Source organism: Stenotrophomonas sp. GbtcB23, assembly GCF_019091045.1.
In the GTDB taxonomy this organism is placed as follows: domain Bacteria; phylum Pseudomonadota; class Gammaproteobacteria; order Xanthomonadales; family Xanthomonadaceae; genus Stenotrophomonas; species Stenotrophomonas rhizophila_A.
Genome location: NZ_JAGXKC010000030.1, coordinates 46889 through 53403 on the forward strand (window position 1 = coordinate 46889; position 6515 = coordinate 53403).

Below are 6515 nucleotides of genomic sequence, written 5' to 3' on the forward strand. Positions count from 1 at the left end.
GATCGGGCCGCATCGGTGAAAATCGGGGCATCCCCCAAGTTGCGAGCCCCGATGCACCATGACACCGACCTGATCAACATCGTCGCCGTTGGCCTTGGGCTCGCCTTCATCCTGGGTGCGCTGGCCAACAAGCTGCGTTTGTCTCCGCTGGTCGGTTACCTGGTTGCGGGCATCTGCGTAGGACCGTTCACTCCCGGCTTCGTCGCCGACCAGGCGCTGGCCAACCAGCTGGCCGAAATCGGCGTGATGCTGCTGATGTTCGGTGTCGGCCTGCACTTCTCATTGAAAGACCTGATGGCGGTCAAGGCGATCGCCATTCCCGGCGCGGTCGGCCAGATCCTGGTCGCCACCCTGCTGGGCTGGGGCCTTGCCTGGCTGATGGGCTGGCCGGTGATCCACGGCGTGGTGTTCGGCTTCGCGTTGGCCACCGCCAGTACCGTGGTGCTGCTGCGCGCAATGGAAGAACGCCGCCTGCTGGAAACCCAGCGCGGCAAAATCGCGGTCGGCTGGCTGATCGTCGAAGATCTTGCCTGCGTGCTGGCCCTGGTGATGATGCCGGTGCTGGCCGGCGTGTTCGGCCCAGATGCCGCCAATGAAACCCACACCGTCGGCAGCGTGCTGGCCAGCATCGGCTGGACCTTCGTGCAGCTGGGCCTGTTCGTGGCGGTGATGCTGGTGGTCGGCCGGCGGGTCATTCCGTGGATCCTGGAGCGCATCGCCGGTACCGGCTCGCGCGAACTCTTCACCCTTGCGGTGCTGGCCATCGCACTGGGCGTGGCGTTCGGCTCGGCCATGCTGTTCGGCGTGTCCTTCGCATTGGGCGCGTTCTTCGCCGGCATGCTGCTCAACGAATCCGAACTCAGCCACAAGGCCGCCAACGATTCACTGCCGCTGCGCGATGCCTTCGCGGTGCTGTTCTTCGTCTCGGTGGGCATGCTGTTCAACCCGGCCATCCTGGTCGAACACCCGTGGCAGGTGCTGGCCACCGCCGCCATCATCATGTTCGGCAAGTCCGCCGCCGCGTTTTTCATCGTGCGTGCGTTCGGCCACCCCAACGGCACCGCGCTGACCATTTCGGCCAGCCTGGCGCAGATCGGCGAGTTCGCCTTCATCATCGCCGGCCTGGGCGTGAGCCTGAAGATCCTGCCGCCCACCGGCCAGGCGCTGGTGCTGGCCGGTGCGCTGATCTCGATCATGCTCAACCCGCTGGTGTTCGGCCTGCTCGACCGCTGGCTGGTGAAGCACCAGGAGACCCCCGCCGCCGCCGTGGAAACCGAATTGCCGCCCGGCCCCTCGCTGGACCTGCACGACCACGCCATCGTGATCGGCTACGGCCGGGTCGGCAGCGCGCTGGCGCAGGTGCTGCGTGACCGCGGCGTGCCGGTGCTGGTGATCGATGACAACAAGGAACATGTGGCCGAAGCACACGCCGCCGGGCTGCCGGCGATCCGGGGCAGCGCCGCCTCCGACCGCGTGCTGGCCGAAGCCCATCCCGAACGCGCAAAGATCGCGGTGCTGGCCATTCCGCAGCCGCTGGAGGCGGGCGAAACCCTGGCCAAGCTGCGCGCGCTCAACCCGGGCCTGACCCTGCTGGCGCGCGCGCACAGCGACGCCGAGGTCAAGCACCTGCTCGAACACGGCGCCGACGGCACGGTGATGGCCGAACGCGAACTGGCGTACTCGCTGGCCGAAATGGTCATGGCCACCCCGCCCTACCGCAACATCGGCAAGCACACCATTCCGGTGGTTTAACGGGCCGCCAGCGGCACGCAGATGTCGGCGCGCAGGATCGTCTCGGGGACGTCCTCCGGGTCGTCCAGATCCGCAGCGCGTGTCGGATCTTGCGCACCTGAGGGCGGATCGTAGCGCTTCGGCGTCCTCCGTTGTGATGGCGATCCGGTCCTTAATGAGCACCGCGTTGCGGAAGCGGGCCCGGGTCTGGCAAACGCAACTACTCCCATGGGCAAGTCCGGCACGCGCGTGCACTGTGCATCGCACCGGCGCCCCGCCACCTGCACCGCAGCGGCCACGGCGCTCCCTCAACGAGGAGGTTGTTATGCCGCTCGATATTTCGTTGGTCCGCCGCGCCCAGGGCGAGTTCAACAACAGGATCGCGCAGCCGCGCGGAGTGCAGGCGCTGCCAGGCCGGACGGGCCCGTTGACGGTACGAAACGGCCAGCAATGGCTGGTTGCCGCACTGGCCCTATCCTCGGCGATGGCCATCGGTCGCATGCCGCCGCGCGGCGTGAGGGCGCCGGTGGGAGACCCGACGCCGTTGCCGGGCGCCAGGGCGCAGGGCGGCATCGACCACCAGGCCGTGCCGATGCTCGGCGATGCGCCAACGGCGCCCGTGGTCGCACTCGAACATATCGCCAATGGCGCCACGCTCGGCTGCATCGCGTCCCCCCGGCACTGTCCGCAGACGCTGGCCGCCAGCCTGCTGACCTACGGAGCGCTGACGGCCAGCACGATTGGAAGCGGTGTGTTGGGCTACGCACTGGGGCGTTCCACTGCGCCCGCAGCCGGCACCGAAGCGTCTCGCGAGTCATCCCCGTCCCTGCCGCAGTCGCTGTATGCGCTGCTGCCGGACGAGCAGCGCATGCAGCTGCTGCAGATCGTCCGCGACTGCGGCACCGATGCGGCGGCCTGCACCGCCCCGGCCATCCGGTCGCTGCTGCAGGAACTCCCTGAAGCCACCCGTCGGCAGATCATGGTGACGCTGGGCGTGGCCCGCCATGCTGAAACGCACACGCACGGCGGCTGGCCCGCCGGTGCCGACGCGGCCGCACTGGCCCCCATGCTGTCGTGGGTGGATTGGGCAGCAGACCTGCTGGGCAGCGTGATGAGCCCGGCGCAGGCGTGCTTCCAGCTGGATCTGGAGCAGATCGCGCAGGCCACACTGGATGCACAACAGCCGGGCATGACCGGTGCACAGCGCGAGGTGGCCGCCAACATCGCGCGTTTCGACACGCTTCGTGCGCTGTTCCGGCGCGACGGGCACACGCTGCAGCAGCTGCCGTTCTCCGGCAGCACCCGCGACTCCTTCGGCTTCGACCGGACCTATAACGGCTGCAATCTGATGCTGGAGTTTGCCGGCGCCGGCACCCCCCGACGCACGTTGATGGTGCTCGCCCATGGCGACATGACCGGCGCGCGCGAAGGCTCCAGCGGTGCCAGCGACAACGGCACCGGATTGGCTACGCTGCTGGCGCTGGCACGGAAGCTGGGCGCGGCAACGCTGCCCGACGGCGTTCGCGTCCAGCTGCTGGTGTCGGATCTGGAGGAGCACGGCATGCTCGGCGCCAAAGCCTTCGTCGAACGATGCCTGGCGCAGGCCGACTGCCCCGATGTGGCGCTCAATCTGGACATGACCGGGCGCGGCGACGGCATGACCTTGTCCGGCTCGGACCGCCACCACTTCTACATGGACGGAGATTCGCGTGCGCTGCAGCCACCGCCGGCTCCGGTCACCGCCGCCGAAGCGCAGCTGCGTGGGCTGCTCGAAGCGGCTGCCGGCGAGGTCGGGCTGACCGTGCATGACAGCGCGGGCTGGGTAATGCAGTCCGACCATGTTCCCTTCCAGCGCGACGGCGTGCCGGCGCTGGGAATGAACCTGGCCGATGCGGCCGACATCACCCTTGAACGCGACATGCAGCAGGCGCGTGCGCGGTTGTGGCTGGCCAATGCGGACGTGGACTGGAGCCGGTTCGAGCACTACCTCAATGGCACCCTGGGACCGGATGAGACGCAGGCGATGGAAACGCGGATGGACGCCATGGAACACGCCATGCACACCTACAAGGCGTTGCCGCTGTCACGCGCGATGGCCAACATCCACAACCGCCATGACCAGCTCGACCAGGTCGACCCGCATCGCGCCATGGCCGCGCTCGCCGTGATCGAGAACGCCATCGACGCGTGGTTGCACGCGTCGGCGCCCTGATAAAAACCCACCCCGGCCGGCCCGCACCGGCCGGGGTGGTCCCGCCTCACGCCTTGGCCAGCGCCTGCTCCAGATCGGCCAGCAGGTCGTCCACGTGTTCGATGCCGATCGACAGCCGCACGGTGTCTTCGCTCACCCCGGCGCGTTCCAGTTCCGCCGCATCCAGCTGGCGGTGCGTGGTCGATGCCGGATGGGTGGCCAGCGACTTGGCATCGCCCAGGTTCACCAACCGGGTAAACAGCTGCAGGGCATCCAGGAAACGCGCACCCGCCGCGCGGCCGCCCGGCAGGCCGAAGGTCAGCACGCCCGAGCCATGCCCGCGCAGGTAACGCTGAACCAGCGCGTGCTCGGGGTGGTCGGGCAGCGCTGCGTAGTTCACCCACGCCACCTTGGCGTGGTCCCGCAGGAAACCGGCAATGGCGAGCGCGTTGGCATTGATCCGGTCCAGCCGCAGCGCCAGCGTTTCGATGCCCTGCAGGATCAGGAAGGCATTGAACGGCGACAGCGCCGCGCCGGTATTGCGCAGCGGCACCACCCGGGCACGCCCGATGTAGGCCGCAGGACCCAGCGCCTCGGTATAGACCACGCCGTGGTAGCTCACGTCCGGCTCGTTGAGGCGGCGGAAGCGCTGCTTGTGTTCGGCCCACGGGAACCGGCCCGAATCCACGATCGCCCCGCCGACGCTGGTGCCGTGCCCGCCCAGGTATTTGGTCAGCGAGTGCACCACGATGTCCGCGCCGAAGTCGAACGAGCGCTGCAGGTACGGGGTGGCCACCGTGTTGTCGACGATCAGCGGCACTCCGTGCGCATGCGCGATGTCGGCCACCGCCTGGATGTCGGTGATGTTGCCGCGTGGGTTGCCGATGGATTCGACGAACACCGCCTTGGTGCGGTCATCGATGAGACCCGCGAACGCATCCGGATCGCGGTAATCGGCGAACCGGGTCTGGATGCCGAACTGCGGCAGGGTGTGCGCGAACAGGTTGTAGGTGCCGCCATACAACGCGCTGGACGCCACGATGTTGTCCCCCGCCTCGGCGATGGTCTGGATCGCGTAGGTGATGGCCGCCTGCCCCGACGCCAGCGCCAATGCGCCGATGCCGCCTTCCAGCGCCGCCAGGCGCTGCTCCAGCACGTCGGTGGTCGGGTTCATGATGCGCGTGTAGATGTTGCCTGGCACCTTGAGGTCGAACAGGTCCGCCGCATGCTGGGTATCGTCGAATGCGTAGGCCACGGTCTGGTAGATCGGCACCGCCACCGCGCGCGTGGTCGGGTCCGGGCGATACCCGCCATGCACGGCGATGGTTTCCGCTTTCCACGGCGGCAGCGAGGTGTCCGGTTCCGACATCGTGAGGTCTCCGCGCACGGTGCGTGCGAAAACGCACCATAGCCGAGCCCCACCGCGCCCTGTCATGCCGGTTGCTCATGAGCACCGTCTCTGTGGTGATGTGCAGGGTGCGTTTCGTACCAATCCTATGGGCGTTCTGCGCGCCCGTGGTCATGATCGCGCTCCGCCTGCGACGGCAGGCACCCGCACGACTGATAGTGGAGGTCACGCCATGCGTGCCGATGCCGTACAACAACACCGCCGCAGCGTGGGCGAATTCGATCGGTCGCTGCGCGGCCAACAGCCCCCGCAGGATCACGCCCGGCACCAGCGGTTCGGTAGCGCCCATCCACCGCTGCTGCGCGTGGGCAACGCGGGCGTGCTCACCCTTGCCGCGCTCTCCAGCCTGATCGTACCGGCGTCCGCGTCGGCCACGGCGCGCGCGGATTCGACGCCGCCGGTACGGCCGGCGCTGCTGCCTGGTGCGGGCGCGTCGCGGGGCGAGGCGTACCTGGCCGTGCCGGGGCAGGATCCATTGAACGGAATTGCTTCAGCGACCGCTGCGGGCTGCCTGTCGCGACCCCGCCAGTGTCCGCAACTCCTCGCCGGTGCCGCCGTCACCGCGCTGGGCGGTGCGCTCGTCGGCGGGTGGTTGGGCTACCAGGCTGGCCACCGCGCAGCCCGGGACGAGTGCACTACCCGCTTCGCGGGTCTCCCTGCCGCCGACTCGCAGGTCCAGACGCCGGAGACCGCCGATGGCCTGCCGGCGCCGCTGCGCTTCAACCCGGCTGACATCGACCCGGACCACCCGCCCTGCCAGTCGCTGTACGCACACATCAATTCCCGCTGGCATGCGACGGAGCAGCGGCCACCCGACCAGTCGCTGTGGAACATGCCGACGATGTTGCAGGAACGTTCGCTGGCGTTGCAGCGGCGGGTGGTGGAACAGGCCGCCAACCTGGACACGCCAACCCACGTGGAGAAGATCGTGGCCGATCTCTGGCGCACCGGCATGAACCAGCGCCAGATCAATGCCGACGGCATCGCACCGTTGCGGGCCGAGCTTGCGGCAATCGACGCCCTGCAGACGCCTGAGGCCATCGAGGCGCATCTGCACGCGCTCACCGCGGTCGGTCTCAACCCCGTGTTCGGGTTCGGCGTCGACCTGGACATGGACGCGCGCGACAGCCAGATCCCCTACGCCTTCCAGGGCGGCCTTGGGCTGCCGGACCGCAACTACTATCT

The 6515-nt window shown here is 68.5% G+C and carries 4 protein-coding genes; 3 read left to right on the top strand and 1 reads right to left on the bottom strand.

What is annotated here, in order from left to right:
* Positions 1–51 precede the first annotated feature (51 nt).
* Both ybaL and KVS69_RS13175 read left to right on the top strand, forming a co-directional pair.
* Positions 52–1752 (top strand): YbaL family putative K(+) efflux transporter, encoded by a 1701-nt coding sequence (gene ybaL, locus KVS69_RS13170; RefSeq protein ID WP_068853771.1) that lies wholly within the window; start codon positions 52–54, stop codon positions 1750–1752.
* 304 nt (positions 1753–2056) lie between these two features.
* The gene (locus tag KVS69_RS13175) at positions 2057–3943 is read left to right on the top strand and encodes a M28 family peptidase (protein WP_217538437.1); all 1887 of its coding nucleotides are present in this window, start codon (positions 2057–2059) and stop codon (positions 3941–3943) included.
* Positions 3944–3989: 46 nt separating this feature from the next.
* On the opposite strand, the gene KVS69_RS13180 is transcribed toward KVS69_RS13175, so the two are convergent.
* On the bottom strand, positions 3990–5291 hold the full coding sequence (locus KVS69_RS13180; RefSeq protein ID WP_095363656.1) for an aminotransferase class I/II-fold pyridoxal phosphate-dependent enzyme: 1302 nt from the start codon (positions 5289–5291) through the stop codon (positions 3990–3992).
* Between the two features lie 211 nt (positions 5292–5502).
* Here KVS69_RS13180 and KVS69_RS13185 point away from each other — a divergent pair.
* A partial coding sequence (locus KVS69_RS13185) for a M13 family metallopeptidase N-terminal domain-containing protein (protein ID WP_217538439.1) occupies positions 5503–6515 on the top strand: 1013 nt, incomplete at its 3' end.